General features: G+C 68.1%; 21 protein-coding genes. 13 read left to right on the top strand and 8 right to left on the bottom strand.

Annotated elements, in window-relative coordinates; translation table 11 throughout:
• Positions 1 to 8: 8 nt before the first annotated feature.
• Positions 9 to 698 carry a DUF899 domain-containing protein gene (locus tag ON37_RS18550; RefSeq protein ID WP_040720875.1) on the bottom strand — a complete coding sequence of 230 codons (690 nt, stop codon included), beginning with the start codon at positions 696 to 698 and terminating at the stop codon, positions 9 to 11.
• Positions 699 to 1043: 345 nt separating this feature from the next.
• On the opposite strand from ON37_RS18550, the gene ON37_RS18545 reads away from it, so the two are divergent.
• From ON37_RS18545 to ON37_RS18535, 3 genes are all read left to right on the top strand, one after another.
• On the top strand, positions 1044 to 3827 hold the full coding sequence (locus ON37_RS18545) for an ABC transporter substrate-binding protein (protein WP_040720961.1): 2784 nt from the start codon (positions 1044 to 1046) through the stop codon (positions 3825 to 3827).
• A 43-nt stretch (positions 3828 to 3870) separates the two neighbouring features.
• On the top strand, positions 3871 to 4662 hold the full coding sequence (locus tag ON37_RS18540; protein ID WP_040720874.1) for a thioesterase family protein: 792 nt from the start codon (positions 3871 to 3873) through the stop codon (positions 4660 to 4662).
• Between the two features lie 137 nt (positions 4663 to 4799).
• Positions 4800 to 6299, top strand: a complete 1500-nt coding sequence (locus ON37_RS18535) for an alpha/beta hydrolase (RefSeq protein ID WP_040720873.1) — start codon at positions 4800 to 4802, stop codon at positions 6297 to 6299.
• Positions 6300 to 6380: 81 nt separating this feature from the next.
• Here ON37_RS18535 and ON37_RS18530 read toward each other — a convergent pair whose 3' ends face one another.
• Positions 6381 to 7142 (bottom strand): 3-hydroxyacyl-CoA dehydrogenase, encoded by a 762-nt coding sequence (locus tag ON37_RS18530; protein WP_040720872.1) that lies wholly within the window; start codon positions 7140 to 7142, stop codon positions 6381 to 6383.
• Between the two features lie 331 nt (positions 7143 to 7473).
• Here ON37_RS18530 and ON37_RS18525 point away from each other — a divergent pair, with 331 nt between their 5' ends.
• Positions 7474 to 8049, top strand: a complete 576-nt coding sequence (locus ON37_RS18525; RefSeq protein ID WP_040720871.1) for a TetR/AcrR family transcriptional regulator — start codon at positions 7474 to 7476, stop codon at positions 8047 to 8049.
• 14 nt (positions 8050 to 8063) lie between these two features.
• Here ON37_RS18525 and mscL read toward each other — a convergent pair whose 3' ends face one another.
• Entirely contained in the window at positions 8064 to 8525 is a 462-nt protein-coding gene (mscL, locus tag ON37_RS18520) for a large conductance mechanosensitive channel protein MscL (RefSeq protein ID WP_051031749.1), read from the bottom strand.
• Positions 8526 to 8669: 144 nt separating this feature from the next.
• Here mscL and ON37_RS18515 point away from each other — a divergent pair, with 144 nt between their 5' ends.
• Positions 8670 to 9413: a helix-turn-helix domain-containing protein gene (locus ON37_RS18515; protein ID WP_040720870.1), complete on the top strand. Its 744-nt coding sequence runs from the start codon at positions 8670 to 8672 to the stop codon at positions 9411 to 9413.
• On the opposite strand, the gene ON37_RS18510 is transcribed toward ON37_RS18515, so the two are convergent.
• A complete protein-coding gene (locus ON37_RS18510) occupies positions 9395 to 9838 on the bottom strand; it encodes a VOC family protein (protein ID WP_306306492.1) in 444 nt (147 codons plus the stop codon). The two genes, ON37_RS18515 and ON37_RS18510, sit on opposite strands and share 19 nt — an antisense overlap.
• A gap of 169 nt (positions 9839 to 10007) precedes the next feature.
• Here ON37_RS18510 and ON37_RS18505 point away from each other — a divergent pair, with 169 nt between their 5' ends.
• Positions 10008 to 11015, top strand: coding sequence for an AraC family transcriptional regulator ligand-binding domain-containing protein (locus tag ON37_RS18505; RefSeq protein ID WP_040720868.1), 1008 nt, complete (start codon positions 10008 to 10010; stop codon positions 11013 to 11015).
• A gap of 72 nt (positions 11016 to 11087) precedes the next feature.
• On the opposite strand, the gene ON37_RS18500 is transcribed toward ON37_RS18505, so the two are convergent.
• The 3 genes from ON37_RS18500 to ON37_RS18490 all read right to left on the bottom strand — a co-directional run bounded on the left by ON37_RS18500 (position 11088) and on the right by ON37_RS18490 (position 15100).
• Complete coding sequence (locus ON37_RS18500; RefSeq protein WP_051031748.1) at positions 11088 to 11309, bottom strand: hypothetical protein; 222 nt, start codon at positions 11307 to 11309, stop codon at positions 11088 to 11090.
• 426 nt (positions 11310 to 11735) lie between these two features.
• Positions 11736 to 13439 (bottom strand): AMP-binding protein, encoded by a 1704-nt coding sequence (locus tag ON37_RS18495; RefSeq protein WP_040720866.1) that lies wholly within the window; start codon positions 13437 to 13439, stop codon positions 11736 to 11738.
• Positions 13436 to 15100, bottom strand: coding sequence for an AMP-binding protein (locus ON37_RS18490; protein WP_040720865.1), 1665 nt, complete (start codon positions 15098 to 15100; stop codon positions 13436 to 13438). Before ON37_RS18490 ends, ON37_RS18495 begins: the two co-directional genes overlap by 4 nt.
• Before the next feature lie 70 nt (positions 15101 to 15170).
• On the opposite strand from ON37_RS18490, the gene ON37_RS18485 reads away from it, so the two are divergent.
• The gene (locus tag ON37_RS18485) at positions 15171 to 16031 is read left to right on the top strand and encodes a helix-turn-helix transcriptional regulator (protein ID WP_040720863.1); all 861 of its coding nucleotides are present in this window, start codon (positions 15171 to 15173) and stop codon (positions 16029 to 16031) included.
• 147 nt (positions 16032 to 16178) lie between these two features.
• Here the strand turns inward: ON37_RS18485 and ON37_RS18480 are convergent, their stop codons facing one another.
• On the bottom strand, positions 16179 to 16718 hold the full coding sequence (locus ON37_RS18480) for a YceI family protein (RefSeq protein WP_040720862.1): 540 nt from the start codon (positions 16716 to 16718) through the stop codon (positions 16179 to 16181).
• Positions 16719 to 16820: 102 nt separating this feature from the next.
• Here ON37_RS18480 and ON37_RS18475 point away from each other — a divergent pair, with 102 nt between their 5' ends.
• From ON37_RS18475 to ON37_RS18450, 6 genes are all read left to right on the top strand, one after another.
• Positions 16821 to 17642, top strand: coding sequence for a helix-turn-helix domain-containing protein (locus tag ON37_RS18475; protein WP_040720861.1), 822 nt, complete (start codon positions 16821 to 16823; stop codon positions 17640 to 17642).
• A gap of 165 nt (positions 17643 to 17807) precedes the next feature.
• A complete protein-coding gene (locus tag ON37_RS18470) occupies positions 17808 to 18374 on the top strand; it encodes an RNA polymerase sigma factor (RefSeq protein WP_083893090.1) in 567 nt (188 codons plus the stop codon).
• Positions 18365 to 18946, top strand: coding sequence for an Asp23/Gls24 family envelope stress response protein (locus ON37_RS18465; RefSeq protein ID WP_040720860.1), 582 nt, complete (start codon positions 18365 to 18367; stop codon positions 18944 to 18946). The genes ON37_RS18470 and ON37_RS18465 overlap by 10 nt, the downstream gene beginning before the upstream one ends.
• Entirely contained in the window at positions 18946 to 19335 is a 390-nt protein-coding gene (locus ON37_RS18460) for an Asp23/Gls24 family envelope stress response protein (protein WP_040720859.1), read from the top strand. The genes ON37_RS18465 and ON37_RS18460 overlap by 1 nt, the downstream gene beginning before the upstream one ends.
• The gene (locus ON37_RS18455; protein ID WP_174362118.1) at positions 19332 to 19724 is read left to right on the top strand and encodes a hypothetical protein; all 393 of its coding nucleotides are present in this window, start codon (positions 19332 to 19334) and stop codon (positions 19722 to 19724) included. Before ON37_RS18460 ends, ON37_RS18455 begins: the two co-directional genes overlap by 4 nt.
• A 49-nt stretch (positions 19725 to 19773) precedes the next feature.
• A complete protein-coding gene (locus tag ON37_RS18450) occupies positions 19774 to 20286 on the top strand; it encodes an Asp23/Gls24 family envelope stress response protein (protein ID WP_040720858.1) in 513 nt (170 codons plus the stop codon).
• Position 20287: the final 1 nt, after the last annotated feature.

The raw sequence follows: 20287 nt of genomic DNA, 5'->3' as shown, positions 1-20287 counted from the left end.
TCCGTCGGTCACGCCCCCGGTTCCCCGTAGGCCGCCGCGATGTCCTGCGAACCGGCCCAGCGGCTATAGGTCGGGGATTGTGGCCACCCTTCGGGGGAGTCCTGCCAGACCTCCTGCCGACCGTAGGGGAGGATGTCGATCAAGGCGAAGGTGTGGCTGAGTTGTTCGGTACCGCGGCCGTTGGTGTGCCAGGTCCGGTAGACCGTGTCGCCGTCACGAAGGAAGACGTTCACCGCGAACCCGCCTCCGGGCGGGGCGCCCACGTCGGAGCCGAACGAACTGTTGGCGGTCGAGTACCAGGGCATCGTATTGCCGACGCGGCGCCGGTAGGCCAGTGCTTCGTCGATCGGGCCCTGGGTGACGATGACGAAGCGGGCGTCGTAGTTGTCCAGGAACTCCAATCTCGTGAATTGCGAGGTGAATCCGGTGCAGCCCGGACACTGCCACTTCTCACCGGGGAACCACATGTGGTTGTAGACGATCAGCTGCGACCTGCCGTCGAAGATGTCGGCCAGCCGGACCGGACCGGCCGCGCTGTCGAGGGTGTAGTCGGGCATCTCGACCATCGGCAGCCGACGACGCTGCGCGGCGATCGCATCGAGTTCTCGGGTCGCGGCCTTCTCCCGGACGCGCAGCGCGTCGAGTTCGCGCTGCCAGGTTTCGGCGTCGACGACGGGCGGCAAAGCGTTGGTGCTCACAGGTCCTCCCTTGACCGGTCCGCAATGTGCGAGATGTAGATGTAGACGGCGCCGGTCGGGCGAATTCATCGGCCGGCCCGCGCGGACCCGTCGATCCGGGGGGTGAGCGCGGCGGAAGGCGGCTCGGTAGTCGCCGGGCCGCTGCCCGGCGTGCTTGGCGAAGAGGGCGGCGAATGTACCCGGATTGCGGTATCTCTCGTCCGCTCGGCGGATGCGCGAATGTCGAGCCGCCGCCGTCACGCGAATCTCCTTCTCCCGCAGCGCTGTCTGCGCCCGCGCGCGTAGTCGGCTAGAGTTCCGGGAACTCTGTGAAGTGATGGGGAGCACTGACAATCGAGGATGACGATGGCGGACCGGGCGCGGTATCTCCGCAAGTACTTGAATGCGTTGCGCGCGGTAGCCGTTCCCGACGAGCGGCCGCGCATTCTGCCGACCGTGCTGCGCCCCCGGAAGAAGCGCCGGCTGCCGCCGCCGATCGTGCGCCTGATCGCCGCGGAGACAAGCGATTTCGACCGGGACGCCGGCCTGCTGCCGCGCACGGGCGAATGGCTCGGCGAACCGGGCGGTCGGCGGGCGGTGCCGCGGGCGGTGATCGATGTGACGTCGGTGGCTCCGGATATGTTCGACCCCGCCTTCTCCACCGTCGGCGACCAGGAGCTCGACGGGCACTGCCTGCCGATCGTGCACGAGCTCTACACCTGCTTCGCCAGCGACGATACGGCCATGGGGCCCATTCCGTTTCCCCGTTATCGGACCGCGGACTGGTTGACCCGGCAGCGACTGACCGGGTCGGCGACGGAGGCCTCGGAGCAACTGCGGCAGCGGTTGCCGAATCTGCTGCGCGGGGTGCCGTCGGCGGATCGTTCGGCGACCGCACTGGGAGCGGTGGGCGGTACCGTCGCGCGCATCCTGACCGTTCTGCTGTCGCTGTGGCCGGTGGTCCGGCTGTGGTTGTTCGTCAGCTCGCATATCCCCGGTTTGTCCCGGGTGGGTTATTGGTTCATGCACCAGCGCTATCTGACCCCGCGGCTGTCGCACAGCTTCGTCGGCTTCGGCGTCCGCCTGGCCGAACCGATGCGACGCCGCGAGAATGCCGAGCAGATTGCGAAATTGCTGGTGAACGCCTTCCTGGAGGATCTGCGCGCGGCGTACAAACGCACCCTGTGGCGGCCCTCGGGCTGGCGCCGCACCGCATATCCGGTCGCGCTCCTCGACCACGTGACCCCCGGCGACGGCGCCGACCGGATCATCCGATTCGTCAACGAGATCCGCAACGAGACCGGACTGTTCGATCCGCTGGTGATCATGGCGCGGATCGAGGGGTCGGCGGAGACACCGGCGGCCCGGTTCGCCGACCTCGGGGTGACGGTCGACGGTGAGACTCGCGATCCGCTGCGGTTGTGGTGGGCCGATATCGACGCGCGGCGTCGCCACCGCGACACCGACAGCTGGTATCTCACGCTGCCCCTGCCGGATTCGCTGAGCGGTCCGCTGCCGCGCTTCGAGCGGTCCGATCTGGCCTACCCACCCGCACCGCCGTGGGCGGCCCGCCGCTCGGTGGTCGCCGCTGTCGCGCTGCTTCCGGTCGTGGCACTGGTGGCGGCGGCGGTGGCCGTCGGCGAGCCGAGGATCGCCGCCGGGTGTACCGCGTGGCCGTGGCGATCCGGGGTGGACGTCACCGTCCGCGGCACCGAATGTATCGGGCTGAGTACCACTGCGGCACAGATCTTCTCCGACGATCCCGAACTCGACGAGATGCAGCGCGAGGTGTTCCACCAGAACGCCGTGGCCGACCGGTTGCGGCACGACAATCCGCGCCGGCCCCTGGTCACCCTGATCTACTTCGCCGGGATGACCTACATCGACCGCAACGGGCGCTATCCGCATGCGCAGGCCGAGGAGCTGGCCGGACTGGCCGTGCGGCAGCGCTGGGCCAACCGGCAGGGCGGCGCCTCCGAACCGCTGCTGCGGATCGTGATCGCCAACGGCGGTACGACGATGCGCTATGCGACCTGGGTGGTCGATCATCAGATCAGCCGGTTGGTGCGCTCGGACCCGACCGTCGCCGGGGTGATCGGGCTGGACCGCAGTACCGCCGAAACGCGCCGTGCCATCGCGCGATTGGGGCAACTCGGCGTGCCGACGATGGCGACCACCCTGTCCGCCGACGGGCTGGAGGAGGTCTCACCGCTGTACTTCCAACCCGTACTACCGAATTCGATGCAGGCGAAGCTGATCGCCGAGTACGTGCGCGGCGCGCGCAACCCGGACGGCAGTCCTCGCTACGGCAAGGTGTACGTCTACACGTCCGACGATCCGGCCGACATCTATGTCCGCACGTTGAACAACGATCTGCGGCAGGAACTCGGGGACCGGTTCGGCGAGGTCGCTCCCTGGACCGATCAGGGGCAGATCCCCGGCCGCCCGATGCCCTGCGCCGCCGGCGACCGGCCGAGCGATCTGCTGTTCTTCGGCGGCCGCAACCCGGATTTCGGGCCCTTCGTCAGCGCCGTTGCCCAGCACTGCGGTGCCGCCATGCCGCCGATCCTGGCCAACGACACCGCGACGCGCGCGGTATCGGACAAGCTGGTCCAGAGTTCCGCGCCGATCGGATTTCCGGTGCACTATGTCGCCAAGGGCGTTCCCGCGCTGCTGGCGGGCCGCAACTGTGTCCGCGACGGCGAGCCCACCCGGCCGGCCAGCCCGAATATGCACACGCTGTGTTCGGAGTTGCGGGATCTGCGCAACACGCTCCCGCATTTCCAGGTCGGCTGGCCGGGTGATCGCACCGGGATCGGATTCGATGTCGCCGAGCTGTTTCTCGGGGCGGTCAAGCGCAACCGGGCCCGTCCGGAGTATTCCGGTGCGGTGGTGAATCGCGCGGCGATCGCCCTCGAATTGCGCCGGGGTGAGCTGGACGCCGACACGGTGACCGGGAATCTCCGGTTCGACGGACCGCGCGGATCGGTGACCGGCGCGTCGATCGCGATCCTGATGACCTCGGATCTCAACGACGCCGAAAACCCGCCGATGTGTCTGCTGCAGTTGCCCCTCCCACCGGACGGCGGAAACGGCTGTCCGCCCGGAACCGGAAGCGACACCGAGACCTGGGTGCGCCCCGGCGGGTGAGCCTGCGCGCCGCAGGCCGGCGCCGGTGCGGTAGTAAGGATCCATGGAGGCCTTCTATCGCCCGGATCCGTCCGATCCCACGCTGTTCCATTCGACCGAGCTGACCCGCGGTCCGTGGTCGCCGGACGCGCAGCATGCGGGGCCACCCTCGGCGCTGCTGGGGCATGTGATCGAGCGATGCGAACCGCGGCCCGGGTTCCGGGTGGGGCGGGTGGCCGTGGAGATTCTCGGACCGGTGCCGATCGCGCCACTGCGCGCCGAGGCGCGTGTGGTTCGGCCCGGCCGCAGCGTGGAACTGATCGAGGCCACCGTCGCGACCGATCGGGGTCCGGTGCTGAAGGCCCATGCGTGGCGGCTGCGCGTGGCCGATCCGGAGATCGAGGTACCGGCCGATGCGATCGCCACCGGTGCCTATCCCGGCCCGGACACCGTCGCCCACAACGGCGAGTTCCCGAGCACGCAGGAGGTCGGATTCCACACCGGAATCGACTACCGCTTCGTGGCCGGGTCCTTCCAGCAGCCGGGGCCGGCGGTGTGCTGGATCCGGCTGCGCTATCCGATCGTCGCCGGAACCACGCCGAGCCCCTTGGAACGCGCTCTGGCCGCCGCCGATTCCGGCAACGGGGTCAGCGCCGTGATGGACTGGAACCGTCATCTCTTCATCAACACCGACCTGACCGTGACGCTGCATCGAGAACCGACGGGGGAGTGGGTGTGCCTCGACGCGGTGACCTATCCCGAACCCAGCGGGATCGGGATGGCCGAATCCCGGCTCTACGACGAGAAGGGGCCGGTCGGCCGCAGCACGCAGACATTGCTGATCGGGAACCGGTAGCGGCGTCGTGTCGGACGTTTCCGGCGGGGCGTGATCGACACCGCTCGCCCGGTGTTCCCCGGACGGGTGAGCGGTGCATCCGTCGGCTACCGTGGCGCTGTGGACGAGCTGGCTGCGTGCGGGGCTGAAAACCGTTGGTGACGAGCACTTTCCGGATCGGTGCGGTCGTGGTGGCGGTTGCCGCGTTGCTCACCACCGCCGGTGCGGCGGTCCGATCGCCGGTAACCGGTATGGACCGGTTCTATCTCCAGCGGGTGACGTGGAAGCCGTGCGGACTCGACAATCTGGACACCGCGGGCGGTGCGTGCGCCGATGTCCGGGTTCCGCTGGACTACGCCGATCCCGACGGGCGAACCCTGACGGTTGCGATATCCCGGATCGCGGCCGCGGATCCGGATCGTCGGCGCGGAGTCCTACTGGCCAATCCGGGCGGCCCCGGAGCCTCCGGTCTGGACACGGTCGATCTGCTGGGTGACGTGCTCGCACCGGATGTCCGGGCGCAGTACGACCTGATCGGCATGGATCCGCGCGGCGTCGGGCGGTCGGCCGGCGGTCGGGCCTGCGGCTGGCGGCCCGGTGAGATGATCCGGTCCGCGGGGGTGGGGCTCGACGGTTTCCTCGCCGACACCGGCCGGGCCGCGCGCCTGGCAATGGATTGCCTGGCAGGCGATTCCACCGCATTGCGGCAGTTGACGACCCGTAACACCGCGCGCGACATGGACGTGATCCGCCGAGTTCTCGGTGCGCCGACGCTCAGCTTCTTCGGCGTCTCCTACGGCACCTACCTGGGAGCCGTATTCGCGCAGATGTTCCCGCAGTCGGTCGATCGGATGGTGCTCGACAGCGCGATCGATCCGGATCGGTATTGGACCGGCATGGTCCGCGACTGGGGCGCCGCGGACGAAGCGGCCCTGGACGACTGGGCAGTGTGGGCCGCTCGACGGGATCCGGACTATCACTTCGGAACCAGCGCGCCGCAGGTGCGCGAGACCGTCGAAGAACTGATGAATTCGCTTGCCCGGCAGCCGGTGACGGTGAACGATTTCGTGGTCGACGACCATTGGTTGCCGTTCCTGCTGCACAACCTGCTCGCCAACTTCCGATCCGACGAGAAGACGGCCGCTACCGTCGCCGAATTGCTGGCCGCGGCGAACGGGACACCGGTTTCCGAGCACTCCCCGTGGCTGGCCGATACGCTGGATTCGCTTCGGAATTACGAGGATTCGGCTCTCGCCTTCATCGCCTGCGGTGACGATGCGGCGCCGGAGGAGCCCGCGCGTTACTGGTCCGAGATCGAGGAACGGCGCCCGGCGCAGCCGGTGTTCGGTGCGCTGGCGGCCAATATTCAGCCCTGCGCGTTCTGGCCGCGCCCGGTGGAAAGCCCGACGACGGTGCGGAATTCGGTGCCGGCGTTGATCGTGCAGGCCACCGGCGACCCACGCACGCCCTATCCGCACGCGCTGGCCTTACATCACGATATGGCGGGTTCGCGGTTGGTGACGCTTGCCGGGGTTCGCATCCACATGACGTTCCGGCCGGGCCTGAGCCGCTGCGTCGGCGAGGCGATCAACGGATATTTCATCGACGGCCGGCTGCCGGCCACCGATGTCGTCTGCCGGCCGGACGCCGCGCCGTGACGCGCACCCGCACGTCACCGCTCGGACCGAAGAGCGAAAGGGCCCGGCTTCGCGGCCGGGCCCTTTCGCGCAGGCGCGAAATCAGCGGGGCGCCATGCGGATTGCGCCGTCGAGGCGAATGGTCTCACCGTTGAGCATCGGGTTCTCCACGATGTGGCGGGCGAGCGCCGCGTATTCGGTGGGGTCGCCCAGCCGGGCGGGGTGGGGGACCTGCGCGCCGAGGGCCTTGATGGCCTCCTCGGGCAGGGTGGCGAACAGCGGGGTGTGGAACAGACCCGGCGCGATGGTGACCACGCGGATGTTCACGCTCGCCAGGTCGCGGGCGATCGGCAGGGTCATACCGACGATGCCACCCTTGGAGGCGGAGTAGGCGGCCTGGCCGATCTGGCCGTCGAAGGCCGCGACCGAGGCGGTGTTGATGATGACACCGCGCTCCTCGCCCTCGAGTTCGGCCGCGGCGATACGCTCGGCGGCGAGCCGGATCACGTTGAACGTGCCGATCAGGTTGACATTGATGATCTTGGTGAAGTCGGCGAGCGGGAACGCGCCCTTCTTGCTCACCGTCTTGATCGCATTGCCGATCCCCGCGCAGTTCACTGCGATCCGCAGGGTGCCCAGCTGGGCGGCGGCGTCGAGCGCTGCGCTCACCTGTTCCTCGCTGGTGACGTCGGTTGCGGCGAAGACCACGCCGTCGCCGAGTTCCTTGGCGATCGCCTCACCGTTGGACGACGGCAGGTCGACGATCACCACCTTCGCGCCCTGACCGTGCAGCTCCTTCACGGTGGCCAGGCCCAGACCCGACGCGCCGCCGGTGACCACGGCGACCGCATTCTCGAGCTTCATACGAGGTCCTTTCTGATCGGTCTCGGCGCAAGACTAATCGCCGCACCGGCAACAAGTAAATACCAATTCGCTGGCAGCGTGCCTGATTGGGCGTGCGCATACGTACCAGTTATCTCAGCATCAACCCAGGTCGAGTCGGTACATTCGGCGATCCTCGGCCGCTGGTCCATCCTCGATGTTCGGCTGAGTTCGCTGAATCCACCCGCTCTGTGCAGATTAGAACATGTTACAGTTTCGCGCCGTGGGACACCAACTGCCGAGCTCGGAACCAGTTCGGCGGTTGCGGGCGTGTTGGTGGACGCGGACGCGGTCACTGCGCCACGATCGAGAGGTGAGCAAGAGCGGCTATCACCACGGAGACCTCCGCGCGACCCTGCTGGCCTCGGCGGCCGAGCAGATCGCCGCCGAGGGGGTGGACGCGATTTCGCTGCGCGCCCTGGCTCAGCGTGCGGGCGTCTCCCATGCCGCGCCGGCACATCATTTCGGCAACCGGCAGGGTCTGCTCACCGCGCTCGCGATCCGCGGCTTCGAACTGCTCGCGGAGGAATTGCGCGGCGCCCGTGCGGATTTCCGGGAGATGGCGGTGGCCTACATCCGCTTCGCGCGGCGCCACCCCGGTCATTTCGACGTCATGTTCCGGCACGATCTGCTGCGTTCCGACGATCCGGAGCTGCGCGCGGCCCGCACCGCGTCGGGCGAGGAATTGCGTTCCGGGGTAGCCGAATTGGGCGTGCCGGAGGAGGCTCGCCAGGCCACCGAACTGGCAGCCTGGTCGCTGGTTCACGGGTTCGCCTCGCTGTGGCGCGAAGGCGCACTGACCGATTCGGATCTCGGCGGCGCCGATCCCGAACAGCTCGCCCGGCAGATGGTCGGCACCGTCGACTTCCTCGACGCGAAACGGCAATAGCCGCAGGCGATACCTCAGCGCTCGTGCACCATCTCCGCGACGCGGCGCTGCGCCTCGGTGGCGTCGGTGTCCACGGCGGTGGCGGTGGTGGCGTTTTCGCTCCGCCCGGCGAGCAGGTCGCGGATTTCGATCAGCAATTCGGTCTGGGTGGGAACCGCCTTCTTCTTGCGGCTGAAGCGTTTCTGCAGGGTGTTCATCGGAAGAATGAGCACGAAATACAACACGGTCGCGACCATGAGGAAATTGATGCCGGCGCTGATGATCGGTCCGATCGCGATGAATGTCGCCGGTTTCCCGGCCACCAGCTGAATACCCAATCCGAGCTGACCGTTGGTTCCCACGACCGCCAGCAGCGGTTCCACGATGCCCTTCGTCACCGAGGTGACGATCGCGGTGAAGGCCGTGCCCATCACCACCGCGGTCGCCAGTTCGATGACGTTGCCGCGCATCAGGAAGTCTTTGAACCCTTTGAGCATGTCAGCCTCACGATCGATCCGAACACATCTTCGCTGTCTCGGCCCTGGAGTCTAACGGCGAGCAGCGAACCGGCAGCAACTCGTTGTGCCCGCGATCACCCGGTAGCCGGCCGGATGTCACCCCGCGGCGATAGCCTCGGACATATGAGCGACGTCCGCCCGCCGGCCTACCGGGAACGGGCTTCCGAAGCGGTGGCGGGTGCGGTCGTGTGGCGGCGCCGGGTGACGCCGGACTCCGCTGCGGTGCTGCCGGACGGATGTATGGATCTGCTCTGGCTGGACGGCCGCATGCTCGTCGCGGGACCCGATACCCGCGCTTATGAGAGCACCCCCGCCGGGACGACCGTGTACGGCATCCGGTTCGCGCCGGGCACCGCACCGGCGCTGCTCGGTGTGCGACCGCAGGAATTGCTCGACCGACGCGCCGAACTGGCCGACCTCTGGTCGGCGGCACGGGCGCGGATCACGGCCGATCTCGTTGCCGCTGCCCCCGACCCGGTGCTCGGCCTGGAGGAGATCGCTCGCCGGTGCGCGGCCGCCGCCGCCCCGCCGGACCCGCTGGTGCACCGGATCGTGCACCGGCTCGCGGCGGGCGAGTCGGTCGCGGCCACCGCCGACGCGCTCGGGTTGGGGGCGCGGCGGCTGCATCGCTTGTCGGTCGCGGCCTTCGGGTACGGGCCGAAGACCCTCGCCCGGGTATTGCGTATGCGCCGGGCATTGGACCTGGCCGGCGGCGGCCGCGGGCTGGCCGAGATCGCCGTCCGCGCCGGCTACGCCGATCAGGCCCACATGACCCGCGATATCCGCGCCCTCACCGGCCGGGCACCCGGCGTACTGCTCGGGGCCCGCTCCGGGCGTCCGGATCCGGGTCAGCCCAGCGAGGCGTAGAGGTCGACCGCGTTGCCGTCCGGATCGTGCACGGTCGCGTAACGCTGCCCCCAGACCGCGTCGAAGGGCTTCGTCTCGCCGTGATATCCGGCCGCGACCAGATCGTCGAACACCGCGTCCACCTCGGCGGGTGACGCGCATTCTACGGCCAGGCCGATCCGGCCCGCGGTGGCGTCCCATCGCCGGTCGCCACCCACGTCCTGGGCGATGTTGTCCTCGGAGTCGAGCAGGAGCCGGAAGCCGCCCGGCAGTGCCGCTTCCACATGTCCGCCGCCGACGATCTCGCCGAATTCGAGTCCGAGCCGTCGATAGAAGCCGAGCGCGGCCGTCAGATCCGAGACGACCACGCCGATCGCGTTGAGTTGAGGTGCCATGCGGTCACCGTAGGTGCGCGGCGAGACCGTGGTCTTGAACGAATCGGACACGGCGCGCGGCATTGTCACAATTCGGGATCGAAGGACTTGTGACCAGGACCAATCTATTCCGGGGACGTGCCGACCACCACAATCGGCGTGAATTTCGGTCGAAACGCTGCCCGTAATGATTAGCGTTTCCCACAACGTGTTCGGGGACGCGAATGAGGGCAGGAGGGATATGGGTACCGACCAGACATTGCTGCATCGTTTCGTGATCTCGCAGATGACCGACGCCGGGATCGATCGTGACCGACTGCTACGCGAATGCGAACTTCCGGAATGGACTCTGGCCGGCGAAGGCGTTCATGTGCCCGCCCGGGTCTTTTCGCGGTTATGGGAGATCGGTGAGAAATGGCTCGACGACCCGGACGTGGCACTGCACGTCGCCAGTAGATATCAGCTGGCCGCCACCCGGCTCTACGACTATCTGTTCGCCAGTGCGCCCACGGTGGGGGCGGGCCTGGCGACCTGCGGGCCGTACGTCACGGCGGTGACCACCAACCACCGGTTCGACCTGGTCGCGGAGAACGACGCCGAGACCACCCTGTATCTGGACATGATCGAGGGCGAGGGCCGGGGGCGTGAGCTGGTGCAACTCTGGGGTCTGGTCGCGGTGCTCACGCGCGCCCGCCGGGTGGTCGCCGGGCCACTCGATCCGATCCGGGTCTCGTTGCGGCAATCCGCGCCCCGGCGTCTCGATACCTACACCGAGGTATTCGGTTCGGCCACCGTGGAATTCGGTGCGGCCGTGGACGCCTTGACTTTTCGGTCGTCCGATATGGACCTGCCGCTGACCACTGCCGATCCGGTGCTGGCCGAGGTGCTGCAACCACTGGCGGCGGCCCTGCCGCCGCCACCCCCGTTGGCCTCGGCCTGGCCGGAACGGGTGGCCCGGGCGCTGGCGGACGCCTTCGCCGACGGCGAGGTGTCGCTCGACCACGTCGCCCGCCGGCTCGCCATCAGTCCACGCACGCTGCAACGGCGTCTGGCCGAGGCCGGAACCACATGGCGGCGGGAATTGGATCGGGCCCGACAGGCACGCGCGGCGGCGGCCGGTCCGCTGAGCCGCGAACGGCAGGCCGCGCTGCTCGGTTATGCCGATGCCGGCTCCATGCGCCGCGCGGCTCGCCGCTGGTCGATGGTGGCGCACACCCGCACCGCGGGTTCCTTCGACTGCCAGGCCTGATTTCGCTCGATCACCGACCTCGGCGTCGGCACGTGGCCGACGCCGGAGTTGGTGATCGCGCGGCACGCGGGCCTAGGCCCGCAGATTGCTGGCCGCGATGCTCCAGAACGTGTGCCGATCCAGCGCCTGGAAATCCCAGCTCTCGGCGATCGCGTGGGAGGTGGCGACGATGGCCGGCACATCGAAGTCCTCTCGGCTCGCCGTGCCCTTGGCCTCCAGTTCGGCGATGACGTACTGGGTGGCGGTTTCGAAGGTGTACAACACGGTGCTCTCCCATCGGTCGTAGGTACTCATACGGTCGATCTCGGGTCGTGTGGCCGCTGGTCTTCGCGGCGTGTGCTCCGAACCGACACCGCGCGCGATGCGCGACGTCCAGGCCCTCGACGGGCTGCCGGGGTCTCCGGCGAGTACGCCGTGGGCGGTTTCCGGGGTGCCGGTCCGCGCTGCGCGTACTTTGTCAGTCTTGTCAGGCTGTCACCATTGGGCCAGCACCGAACGCGCCACGTCCGGGCAAATGCGCCATTTTCAAAATCTTGCGGCGCGAACGATTCTCGGCAACAAGTCTGTACCCACGACCTGGTCGGACCAAACTTTTCAACGGGGCGTGCGGGAATGCCGAGGGGCCGATACGAGACCGCCACACCGGTGTCTCATATCGGCCACTGCGATCGGTCTCGCCGAGGCCGGCGAGCAACTTTTCGGCAATGCCGCAGCGATCGGTTAGGCGGTCGGCTGGGCGATCAGATCCTCATATCGATATTCGCCGGGGAGCACGGTGCCTTCGGCATGGGCTGCCTCCTCTCGCCGCCGCAGTTCCACGCGGCGGATCTTGCCCGAGATCGTCTTGGGCAGATCGAGGAATTCGATTCGGCGCACCCGCAGATACGGCGCCAGATGATCGCGGGCGTATTCCAGAATGGCTCTGGCGGTTTCGCGATCCGGCTGCCAGCCCGCGGCCAGCGCGACATACGCCTTCGGCACGGCCAGGCGGGTGTCGTCGGGCTGCGGGACCACCGCGGCCTCCACCACTGCCGGATGCTCGATGAGCACGCTCTCGAGCTCGAAGGGCGAGACCTTGTAGTCGGAGGATTTGAACACGTCGTCGGTGCGGCCGATGTAGGTGATGTAGCCGTCCGCGTCCCGGGTGGCCACATCGCCGGTGTGGTAGTAACCGCCGGCCATCACCTGCGCATTGCGTTCCGGGTCTTGCAGATAGCCGTTCATAAGGTTCACCGGGTGCCGGCTCAGGTCCAGGCAGATCTCGCCCTCCTCGGCGGGTGTGCCGGTCACCGGATCCACCAGGACCACCGGCACGCCCGGCATGGGCCGGCCCATCGAGCCGGCTTTGACGGGTTGGCCGGGGGTGTTGGCGATCTGCAGCGTGGTCTCGGTCTGGCCGAAACCGTCCCGAATGGTCAGGCCCCAGGCGTTTTCCACCTGCGCGATCACATCCGGGTTGAGCGGTTCTCCGGCGCCGAGGATTTCGCGCAGACCGGCGGGCCGCTCACCGAGCTCGGCCTGAATCAGCATGCGCCACACCGTGGGTGGCGCGCAAAAGGTGTTGACCTCGGCCCGGCGCAGCTGGGTGAGCAGCGCCTCGGCATCGAAGCGGCCGTAGTTGTAGACGAAAATCGTCGCCTCCGCGATCCACGGCGCGAAGAAGCAGCTCCAGGCGTGCTTGGCCCAGCCCGGTGCGCTGATCGCGAGATGGATGTCGCCGGGCCGCACCCCGATCCAGTACATGGTGCTGAGATGGCCGACCGGATAGCTGATCTGGTTGTGCTGCACCATCTTCGGCTTGCTCGTGGTGCCGGAGGTGAAGTACACCAGCAGCTCGTCGCCGACCTCGGTCACGGTGGAGAACGGGCCCGCCGAATCCACCGTCGCGGCATCGGCATAGCTGTGCCAGCCCGCCACCGGGTCCCCGACCACGATCCGCTGGTAGTCACCGGGGACCTCGTCGAACTTCCCGGTGTCGCGGGTGTTGGTGATGACGAAACGCACTGCGCCACGGGTGATCCGGTCGGTCAGGTCCTCCGGGCCGAGCGCACCGGTGGTGGGCATGACCACCGCGCCCAGTTTGGCGACGGCGAGCATCGACTCCCACAGCTCGACCTGGTTGCCCAGCATGAGCACGACCCGATCGCCGTGGCGCACACCGAGCCCGGCCAGCCACGTCGCGACCTGATCCGAACGCCGGGCCATCTCGTCGAAACTCACCCGCAGCTCGCTGCCGTCCTCCTCGACGATCCACAGCGCGGTGCGGTCGTTGCCCCGGGCGATGACGTCGAACCAGTCGATGGCCCAATTGAATCGGCCGGTCAGCCGCGGCCACCGGAAGGTCCGCACCGCGGTGTCGTAGTCGGTCGCCAGCTCGACCAGCCGGTCGCGGGCTTCGCGATACAACTCGGTGTTGGACGTCACGACTGAACTCCTGTCTGTTGCTGATCGCGTTCGGGCACACCGAACAGCCGCACCGAGGCCGAACGAATATCGACCTTGCGTACCTTTCCGGTGACCGTCATCGGAAACTCGTCGACGATGTGCACGTAGCGCGGAATCTTGAAATGCGCGAGCCGGCCGGTGCAGAACTGCGCCAGCGCTGCGGCGTCCAATGCCGGTGCGCCCTCGCGCATCCGGATCCAGGCCACCAATTCCTCGCCGTATTTCGGATCGGGAATGCCGACGACCTGGGCATCCAGAATATCGGGATGGGTGTAGAGGAATTCCTCGATCTCGCGCGGATAGATGTTCTCCCCGCCGCGGATGACCATATCCTTGATCCGGCCGGTGATGGCGACATAACCCTCGTCGTCCATGGTCGCCAGATCGCCGGTGTGGATCCAGCGCCCGGCGTCGATCGCCTCGGCGGTCTTCTCCGGATCGTTCCAATAGCCGAGCATCACCGAATACCCGCGGGTGCACAGCTCACCCGGTTCGCCTCGGGGCACGGTGCGCCCGGTGTCCGGGTCGACGATCTTGACCTCGAGATGCGGTCCCACCCGGCCGACGGTCGCGGTGCGCTGAGTGATCGTGTCGTCGCGGCGAGTCTGCGTGGACACCGGCGAGGTCTCGGTCATGCCGTAGCAGATCGACACCTCCGCCATGCCCATCCGCTCGATCACCTGCTTCATCACCTCCACCGGGCACGGCGAGCCGGCCATGATGCCGGTGCGCAGCGAAGACAGGTCGTAGGACTCGAAATCCGGTTCGGCCAGTTCGGCGATGAACATCGTCGGCACCCCGTACAACGAGGTGCACCGTTCCTCGGCGACCGCGGCCAGGGTCGCCTTCGGTTCGAACGACGCGGCCGGAATCACCATCGCCGCACCGTGACTGGTGGCGGCGAGATTGCCCATCACCATGCCGAAGCAGTGATAGAAGGGCACCGGGATGCAGATCCGGTCGGCCTCCGTGTAACCGCACAACTCGCCCACGAAGTAGCCGTTGTTGAGGATGTTGTGATGCGACAGCGTCGCGCCCTTGGGGAAACCCGTTGTGCCCGAGGTGTATTGGATATTGATCGGATCGTCGGCCGACAACTGCGCTCCCGCCGCGGCCAATCGTTCCGGATCGCCGGCGCGTCCGGTCGCGACCAGCTCCTCCCAGTCCGCGGTGTCGAACAGGATCACCCGGTCCAGCTCCGGGCATTGAGGCCGGACCTGTTCGATGAGGTCGGCGTAGTCGGACGTCTTGAACCGGCGGGCCGAGATCAGCACGCGGATCCCGGCCTGGGTGAGGACGTAGCGCAGCTCCTCGCTGCGATAGGCCGGGTTGATGTTGACCAGGATGGCGCCGATCTTCGCGGTGGCGAACTGCACCAGCGTCCACTCGGCCCGGTTCGGCGACCAGATGCCGACGCGATCGCCCTTGGCGATCCCGGCGTCGAGCAGCCCCAGCGCCACGGCGTCCACTTCCCGGACGAGCTCACGGTAGTTCCAGCGCACTCCGGTGACCCGGTCGACGAGTGCGTCTCGGTCTCCGTGGACGTCCGCCGTGCGATCGAGATTGGCCCCGATCGTTTCGCCCAGCAGCGGTACGTCCCATACCCCATGTGTATAACTGGCCGGCCGGACCCGGCCCATACTCGCGCTCACGGATATAGGATTCACGTCACACTTCTGCCCACACCACCCCCGGAAAGGGGTACTGCCGATGAGCGCCGATCTGCTCCGCCCGCGCGACGCCGATGCGTTGCGGGCCGAGTTGCGGCAGGTCGCGGCGGTCTCGGGAATGCCGGTGGTCTTCGGCGGCGAGGTATGCGACGGCGCGTTGATCCTCAGCGAGTTCTTCGGGACCCGGACCGCGGCGATGCGCGGTCTGGTGGTCTCGCCCACATCCGGGGTGGGCGGCGCCGCCGTCGCGAGCCGGCGGCCGACCTCGGTGGCCGATTACCGCGCGGCGGCGACCATCACCCATCACTACGACGCGCCGGTCTCGATGGAGGGCCTGCGTGCGGTGGTCGGCGTGCCGGTGGTGGTCGGCGGCGATTCCCGCGCGGTGCTGTACGTCGCCAGCCGTGAGCCGGGGCCGATCGGTGACCGGGTCGCGGAGCTGGTGTTGCGCTCGAGCCGGCGGCTCGCCGTCGAATTGGCGATCCGGGACGAGGTGGATCGGCGGTTGCGGTTGCGGTCGGCGGCGTCACCGTCGGCAGCTGCCGCCACCCCGGATGCGGTTGTCGCCGAACAGCTTCGGGACCTGCACGCGGAAGTGCGCGGTATCGCGCAGACCCTCACCGACGCGCAGGCACGGCAACGCCTGCGAGCGGTTTCCGACACCCTGGTGCGCCTGATGGGTGGCGCCGACGACACCGGCCCGGCGCCCACGCTGTCACCGCGTGAGGTGGACGTGCTGTCCTACGTGGCGCTCGGATGTACGAACAGCGAAGTGGCGCAACGGCTCTCGCTGCGACCCGAGACCGTCAAGAGCTATCTGCGCAGCGCGATGACCAAACTCGAGGCGCATACCCGGCACGAGGCGGTGGTTCGCGCGCGGCGCTGGGGTCTGCTGCCGTAGCAGGCCTGCCGCAGAAGCACTGAGGCGGCCGCGGAAGCGCTGAGGCCTACCGCAGAAGAGCGAAGGCCTGCCGCCGCAGGAGCCCGCAGACGACGAACTGCCGGCCCACAACGACCGGGCCGGCAGTTCCGCGGTGATATTCGTCGACTAGTTCTGCGGTTCGATGAGCTGGATGTCCAGCTCGATGGCGACCTTGTCGCTCAGCATGGCGGTGGGCAGCCCCGGCGCGACGTCGAATTCGCTGCGCTTGATGCTGCCGGTCGCGCTGAAACCGGCGTGCCGCCGGCCGTCCTGGAACTCCTGGACGCCACCCCACTCGACCTCGAGCGTGACCGGCTTGGTCACACCGCCCAGGGTCACGTCACCGGTGACCTCGAAGTCCTCGGCGATGCGTACCGGCTCCACCGCCTTGAAGTGCAGGGTGGGACGGGCCTCGACGTTCAGCAGTTCGGCGCTGCGGACGTGCTCGTCACGCTGGGCGTTACCGGTGTCGAACGAGTCCAGGTAGATGGTGGCCTCGATGGTCGCGGCGCCGGACGCGTCGACCACGAAGCTGGTCTCGAAGTTGTTGAAGCGGCCGCGGACCTTGGAGATGCCGAGGTGGCGGACGGTGAAGTTCACCGAGGAGTGGGCGGTGTCCAGGTCCCAGGCGCCGGTGGCGAGGGTGCTCTGCTCGGAAGTCGTCATGGCTTCGAGCTTTGCGGACCATGGTCCGGTTAGCCACACCGTGGTTATCCTGGGACTGGCAGGGCGTGGCTGACAGGCCCAGGACAGGGACAGGATGGAGACGTGGCACGTTCCGAATTCGGCGAATTTCTCATCGCTCGGCGAGCTCAGCTGCAACCCGAGGATGTCGGGCTGCCGGCCGGCCGGCGTCGCCGTACCCCGGGTCTGCGCCGGGAAGAGGTCGCGGCCCTGGCCGGGGTCAGCGTCGACTATCTCGCGCGCCTGGAACAAGGGCGCGACACCAACCCGTCGATGGCGGTCCTGGCCGCGCTGTCGGACGCCCTGCGACTCAACGAGGTCGAGCGGCACCACTTCGGCAATCTCGCCATAGGAATGGAACATGCGCGCGAATGCCCGTCCTCGGGCCAAGCGCGGGAGCAGGTGACCGAAACGGTGCAGGCGGTGCTCGACGCCATGCATCCGACACCCGCGTTCGTGGTCGGCCGCTGGCTCGACCTGCTGGCCTGGAACCCCGCGTGGCGGGATTTCGCCGAGCCGCTGGGCCTGTTCGACGAGGCCGCCGAACACAACCTGGCCACCTACTTCTTTGGCCATCCCCGGGCGGCCGAGCTGTGGCAGGACTGGCCGGTGGCGGCCGAGATGACGGTGTCGGCCTTGCGTGCCGCCCGTAGTCAATGGCCCGACGACAGCGATCTGGACGCCCTGATCGAGCGGCTGCAACGATTTCCGGAATTCTCCTGCCGCTGGCGCGAGCACCGGGTCACCGAATTTCGGTCCGGGGCCCTGCATATCGCGCATCCGCAGCGGGGCGAGGTCGAGGTGGAAATCCAAACTCTCAGCCCGGCAATCGATCAGAGTGTGCAGGTGTGGCTGGTCGATCGCCGTGCCGCTCGGACGCCCGCGCTGCGTTTGGTGAACGAATAGGCTGCTTGCCGACCCTCGGGACCCGGGTTGCCGGCGGGAGCCGATCAACGATCCGGACACAGCATCGGTCAGTCGGCAACCGCTGAGACAACGATCACGCATGATCCAACGTGAGGATTCCTGCCCGCCGGTGTCAATCGATTCGAGCAGCGGAGGAGGTGCTGTGTGACCGAGGCGGCAACGGCACCCGAGGCAGCGTTGGACGATGCCACCCTGGCCGGGCGGGCACGTGACGGCGATGTCCGGGCCTATGAGCAACTGGTGCTGCGTTATCAGGGAGCGATGTTCCGGCTGGCCTCGCGCATGCTGGCCGACCGGGCGGAGGCCGAGGATGTGACGCAGGAGGTGTTCCTCACCGCGTGGCGCCGTCTCGCCCAACTGCAGGACGACGCCGCCTTCGCGGGATGGTTGTACCGGATGACCACCAACCGTTGTCTCAATGTCATCCGGTCCCGGCCGGTCCATGCCGACGTGGACCCCGATACCACCGAATCCCCGCAGCGCGCGACGCAGCCCGAGCATGCCGCTCAGGTCAGCAGTCAGATGGCGGCGTTGACCGCGGCCCTGCAGCGGTTGACACCGGAGCAGCGCGCGTGCTGGCTGCTTCGGGAAGTGCACGGACGCTCCTATGAGGAGATCGCCGGAATCGTCGGCACCAACACCACCGCGGTTCGAGGGCGGATAGCCCGAGCCCGGGCGCAATTGGCGGAGGTGATGAAGCCATGGCGCTGAAGGAGATGACCGACAGTGGGTACACGCTGCCCTGCGGGCGCAGCGTCGAACAGGTGTGGGACCGGCTCGATGCCGTCGAAGCGGGTCTGGCCGACGAGCACGAGCTGAACTGCCCGCACTGCACGGCGGCCCGCGAAAGCCTGCGCATGCTGCGCGACGCGACGCGGGAGTTGGCCGAAGAGCCGGATCCGCCACCGCCGGCGATGTTCGATCGGATCATGTCGGCCGTGCGTGCCGAGGTGCGGCGCGGGCGCATGGTGGAGTTGGCCACCCCGCATCCGGGGTCGGTCGAGGTGAGCGAACAGGCGATCGCGGTGGTGTTGCGCTATGCGGCCGACACCGTCCCCGGGGTGCGGGCCCGCAGCTGCCGCATCGACGATTTCGGCCCCCAACCCGACGGCCGGCACGCGGTCGCCGTCGCGATGACCATCTCGGTGCGCCACGGGGACACCGCCGTGGAACGGATCGTCCCGCAGGTCCGGGAACGCGTGCGGGCGGCGGCCTCGGCGCGGATCGGGCTGGTGCTGGAGCGGCTCGATATCGCCGTGGTGGATATCTTCCAGGAGGACTGATGAGCTCGGCTTCCCAGGCATTCGCGGAAAAGGCGGAATATATCGCCTCGGATGCGGTAATCGCCGCAGTAGCGGCTCGGGCCGCGGCCTCGGTCCCCGGGGTCGTCCGGCTCGAACCCGGCGTCCTCGGGTTGCTCGGCCATCTCGCGCGGACCGGGCGGCAGTGGTGGACCAGTCAGGACATCGCGCCCTCGGCAGGGGTGCGGATTCGGCGCAGCGGCGGCTGGCTGAAGGTCCAGGTCGACCTGTCGGTCTCGGACGGATGTCACGTCGGCGAGGTCGGCCGGGCGGTTCAGCAGGAGGTGGTCCGGATGGTCGCCGAACAGACCGGAATGGCCGTCGACGCCGTGTCGGTGGCGATTTTGGATATCCAACCGGGAGAGTTGTGACTGCTGTGAGCGAGGACGAGCGTACCGAGGGCGACGCCGCGGACGACGTGGTCGACCGAATCGTCGCCGCGATCGATGCTGTGCCCGGATTGCAGCCCTCGGTGCCGTTGGGAGTGGAAATCGCCGATTGGGTGCCGCGACTGGGCCCGCGGTCGGCGGTGGACCTGAGTCCGGATGCCGTCGAGATCCGGGTGAGCGCTTCCTCGCTGCCGCTGCCGCCGCTGCTCGACAAGCTGGCCGGCGGCGTTCGCGAACTGCTCTGCGACACCAGGTGGGCAGCCGCGCGGCTGCGCATCGTGGTCACGGATCTGGAGGCGGCGGCCTTCGATACCGAAGTTACCCAGATCACCCGTCGTCCCCGTGACGATTCGCACCCGCCGGGGTCATAGCACCGAAGGTTCGTTATCCGCTGTACCGCAAGGGAATCGGGAGGTAATCATGACCAGCACGACCACCGGTAAGACCAGCGACAACGCCGACAAGAACGCCGGCGCCGCGACTCCGAACGCCGAGCAGGGCGGATCCGCCGCCAAGCCGCCGGCCAAGACCAAGAGCGCTCTGGTCACCGACCAGGGCACCACCACCATCGCCGATACCGTGGTGCAGAAGATCGCCGGCCTGGCCGCCCGGGAGGTGCGCGGTGTGCACAATCTGGGCGGTGGCGCGGCGCGTGCCTTCGGCGCCTTCCGCGATCGCATTCCGGGCGCGTCCGCCAGTGTGGGACAAGGAGTTTCGGTCGAGGTCGGCGAGACGCAGGCCGCAGTGGACCTGGAGATCGTGGTCGAGTACGGCGTCTCGATCGCCGAACTCTCGCGCGCGGTGCGGCGCAACGTGATCACCGCGATCGAGCAGATGACCGGCCTCGAGGTGGTCGAGGTCAACATCAACGTCAACGACGTCTTCATCGAAGAGGACGAGGACCAGCAGCCGACCCGCGAACGGGTGCAGTGAG

Source organism: Nocardia veterana NBRC 100344 (genome assembly GCF_000308855.1).
GTDB classification, from domain to species: domain Bacteria; phylum Actinomycetota; class Actinomycetes; order Mycobacteriales; family Mycobacteriaceae; genus Nocardia; species Nocardia veterana.
This window is presented reverse-complemented; position numbering and strand designations above follow the sequence as displayed.

Coding starts and splice junctions, on each gene's coding strand:
- ON37_RS18545 (WP_040720961.1), top strand. CDS start 1,044: ATGGCGGACCGGGCGCGGTATCTCCGCAAGTACTTGAATGCGTTGCGC.
- ON37_RS18540 (WP_040720874.1), top strand. CDS start 3,871: ATGGAGGCCTTCTATCGCCCGGATCCGTCCGATCCCACGCTGTTCCAT.
- ON37_RS18530 (WP_040720872.1), bottom strand. CDS start 7,142: ATGAAGCTCGAGAATGCGGTCGCCGTGGTCACCGGCGGCGCGTCGGGT.
- mscL (WP_051031749.1), bottom strand. CDS start 8,525: ATGCTCAAAGGGTTCAAAGACTTCCTGATGCGCGGCAACGTCATCGAA.
- ON37_RS18515 (WP_040720870.1), top strand. CDS start 8,670: ATGAGCGACGTCCGCCCGCCGGCCTACCGGGAACGGGCTTCCGAAGCG.
- ON37_RS18505 (WP_040720868.1), top strand. CDS start 10,008: ATGGGTACCGACCAGACATTGCTGCATCGTTTCGTGATCTCGCAGATG.
- ON37_RS18500 (WP_051031748.1), bottom strand. CDS start 11,309: ATGAGTACCTACGACCGATGGGAGAGCACCGTGTTGTACACCTTCGAA.
- ON37_RS18490 (WP_040720865.1), bottom strand. CDS start 15,100: ATGGGCCGGGTCCGGCCGGCCAGTTATACACATGGGGTATGGGACGTA.
- ON37_RS18485 (WP_040720863.1), top strand. CDS start 15,171: ATGAGCGCCGATCTGCTCCGCCCGCGCGACGCCGATGCGTTGCGGGCC.
- ON37_RS18480 (WP_040720862.1), bottom strand. CDS start 16,718: ATGACGACTTCCGAGCAGAGCACCCTCGCCACCGGCGCCTGGGACCTG.
- ON37_RS18465 (WP_040720860.1), top strand. CDS start 18,365: ATGGCGCTGAAGGAGATGACCGACAGTGGGTACACGCTGCCCTGCGGG.
- ON37_RS18460 (WP_040720859.1), top strand. CDS start 18,946: ATGAGCTCGGCTTCCCAGGCATTCGCGGAAAAGGCGGAATATATCGCC.
- ON37_RS18450 (WP_040720858.1), top strand. CDS start 19,774: ATGACCAGCACGACCACCGGTAAGACCAGCGACAACGCCGACAAGAAC.